Source organism: Phyllobacterium sp. P5_D12, assembly GCF_054049495.1.
The window spans coordinates 1-3,017 of record NZ_JBFUMG010000536.1 but is presented as its reverse complement, the minus strand read 5'-3'; the positions used below and the strand labels follow the sequence as shown (position 1 = coordinate 3,017).

Below are 3,017 nucleotides of genomic sequence, written 5' to 3'. Positions count from 1 at the left end.
CTGAATACGACCGTCAAGGGCGTGCCTGCGATGACGTCCCCCAGTTCGGGTGCAATCGCCAAAGGGACGGCTTTGTTGACGGTTTCCAGCGCCGAAGATACGAACGCCTCCTGGATGACGCGGTCGCCGCCCGGCGTTCTGAAAGTGACGCGCGGCATTGCGATGACCGTACCATCCCGCCGCAATGCAAAGCGCAATGTCACACCCATATCTTCGGCGCCGGTTGGGCGGACCCAGCAGGCAAGAAGCGCCGCACCGATTTCTCTTGTCGAGTATATCGGTTCGCTTTTGCCGCAGGTCTGTTCGGATGCCAGTGCCGGCGTCAGACCAGCCAATGCGAGAGCCATCGCTGCTGTGAAGAACCACCAGATCGACCGCATGACAACCAATTCACCGCGCCTCTGCTTCGGTTCCATCCGTGGCGTCCCTTTGCGTGATCAATCGTGCGCTGCGAACACCGCTGACGGAAATCCATAGCCAGCTCAACGCCACGGCCAACCGATTGCGCACGCCGATGAGGAAATAGATATGTGCCAGGCCCCAGAGCCACCAGGCGAGATAGCCCTTCAGTTTGATCCAGCCGAAATCAGTAACCGCCGCGCGCTTGCCGATCGTCGCGAGATCGCCCGCATGGCGATACACAAACGGCCGCGACGTCTGATCGCCGGCTAGCCTTGCCTTGATGGTTTCAGCAATGTGCTTGCCTTGCTGTTTCGCTGCCGGCGCAATCCCCGGCACAGTGCCCTTGCCGCCATTCGGAACGGTCGCAGTATCGCCGATCACAAATATTTCGAGATGGTCCGGCGCGGTCAAATCGGCATTGACGACAACGCGTCCGGCTCGGTCGGATGGCGCGCTCAGCCATTTAGCAGCGGGAGACGCCTGCACGCCGGCCGCCCAGATAATGGTCCTGGCGCGCAGCGACTGGCCACCGAATTCAACGCCGTCAGCATGACATGCTGTAACCGGATGGCCGAGATGAACAGTCACGCCAAGCTTCTCTAATGCTCGCTTCGCATAAGCCGACATATCTTCGCTGAACGCAGGCAGCACGCGGGGGCCACCCTCGATCAGCACCACTTGCGCCTCTGCGGGATCTATCACTCTGAAATCACCCTTCAACGTATCACGCGCAAGATCGGCGATTGTTCCGGCGATCTCGACCCCTGTCGGTCCACCGCCAATGATCACCAGGGTCAGATATTCCATGCGCTTGGCAGGATCCGGTTCGCGCTCAGCCCTTTCAAACGCGGTCAGAATGCGCCGGCGGATCATCGTGGCGTCTTCAAGTGTCTTCAGACCGGGTGCATACGGCTCCCAATCATCATGACCGAAATAGGCGTGGCGTGCGCCGGTCGCCAGGACCAGCGTGTCATAGGGAATTGTCTCGCCGTCCGCGGTGGAAACAGTTCGGGCCGCTGTATCGACACTTTCAACAGTGCCGAGCAAGGTCTTGACGTTCTTGTACTTCCGCACAAGGTGCCTGATCGGCCAGGCAATTTCGGAAGTGGCCAATGTCGATGTTGCGACCTGATACAGCAGAGGCTGGAACAGATGGTGGTTACGCTGATCGATGATTGTAATGTCGATATCGACATTCCGGAGATTATAGACAGCCTCCAGGCCGCCAAAACCTCCGCCTACGACGACAAGGCGGTGTTTGGTGTGGGATGGCGTCTGGATTTCAGTCATGATGAGGCTCCGATGCGCAGAGGTCTTGGCCCTAAGCCTGTCTAACAGACCAATCGCCATGCGACAATTGCATGAAATACCGATCAGGGATGAGTTATCGAGAGGTCTCTTGGAGCTTCGACGCCGATCAGTGCGGCCCAACGTCCGGGTGTCATGCCGAAGGCTTTCTTGAACTGCCGGTTGAGATGGCTTTGGTCGGTGAATCCCGTTTCCACCGCGATCCCGGCAAGCGGTTCGCCTGTCTTGATCATCTCGCGGGCCCGTTGCAAGCGCCGCATCAACAAAAAGCGATGGGGGCTCGTGGCGTATAACGTACGGAAGTGCCGGGATAGAGCGTAGCGATCAAGGCCGCTTACCGCTTCAAGCTCGCCCGATCGTACAAGACGCAAGGCGTGTTCTTCGAGATAATCGCGTGCCAATTCTGTTTGCCGGATCGCTGGCGCGCTCAGCGGTCTGACATGCTGTCTTGCATGCCGCGCCAAGCCGAGGGTCAGCTGTGAAACGACATCGTCGACCAGCAGTTCGTCCAGTTCCTCATCGAGATTGCCGAGAGCTGCCGCCAAAGCGCGATGTAGCGCCTGATCAGCAATGACAGGATCGTTGACGAATGGCAGCGCACCTTGGCGGTCACCTAGCGATTGCAGCGCCAGCGCCGGTTCCAGATAGAGCATGCGATAGCGCAGGCCATCGTCGGTGCCAGCGGCGCCATCGTGCATCTCGTCCGGATGGATCACGATGATATTGCCGGGCAAGCTGTGGCGCCGTTCCCCGCGATACCAGAATGTCTGCACGCCGTGCAGCGTCACACCGATCGCGTAGGTGTCGTGCCGGTGCAAATCATAGGCATTGCCGGCAAACCGGGCTTCAATGCGCTCAAGGCCCGGATTGGACGGCGCAGATGTAATAGCGTCCTGCACAGGAAGTTTGCACAAACGTCCAAGACCACGCGCGGCTTCTTCGCCTAAAACGTCTTGCATAAGTTCAACTCTTCCATGACTGACGGAGAATTATATCGATGTTCGATACCAAAATTGCAATCGTGTTGCGAAACGACATGGCCCCATGGCAGGCATTGAATGTGACGGCGTTTCTGACAAGCGGCATTGTTGCGCAATCGCCCGACGTTATCGGCGAGCCTTATCGTGACAGGGCCGGGAACACTTACAACCCGCTTTCCATCCAGCCTGTGATTGTGCTGGCGGCAGATCAGGCAACGATTTCAGATATTCACCGCCGTTCGCTCGAACGCGACATCAAAACCTGTCTCTATATCGAGGAGATGTTTGCGACTGGCCACGATGCCGCCAATCGTGCCGTCTTTGCAC

The 3,017-nt window shown here is 58.2% G+C and carries 4 protein-coding genes; 1 reads left to right on the top strand and 3 read right to left on the bottom strand.

What is annotated here, in order from left to right:
• The 3 genes from ACXJ5O_RS23105 to ACXJ5O_RS23095 form a co-directional block, all read right to left on the bottom strand.
• Nucleotides 1-416 (bottom strand): hypothetical protein (locus tag ACXJ5O_RS23105; RefSeq protein WP_457301952.1); only part of this gene is annotated, 416 nt, incomplete at its 3' end.
• Nucleotides 391-1,692 (bottom strand): NAD(P)/FAD-dependent oxidoreductase, encoded by a 1,302-nt coding sequence (locus tag ACXJ5O_RS23100; RefSeq protein WP_457301951.1) that lies wholly within the window; start codon nucleotides 1,690-1,692, stop codon nucleotides 391-393. The genes ACXJ5O_RS23100 and ACXJ5O_RS23105, both read right to left, overlap by 26 nt.
• Nucleotides 1,693-1,775: 83 nt before the next feature.
• Nucleotides 1,776-2,669 (bottom strand): AraC family transcriptional regulator, encoded by an 894-nt coding sequence (locus ACXJ5O_RS23095; protein ID WP_457301950.1) that lies wholly within the window; start codon nucleotides 2,667-2,669, stop codon nucleotides 1,776-1,778.
• A gap of 38 nt (nucleotides 2,670-2,707) precedes the next feature.
• Between ACXJ5O_RS23095 and ACXJ5O_RS23090 the strand changes: the two genes are divergently transcribed.
• A partial coding sequence (locus tag ACXJ5O_RS23090) for a DUF2000 family protein (RefSeq protein WP_457301949.1) occupies nucleotides 2,708-3,017 on the top strand: 310 nt, incomplete at its 3' end.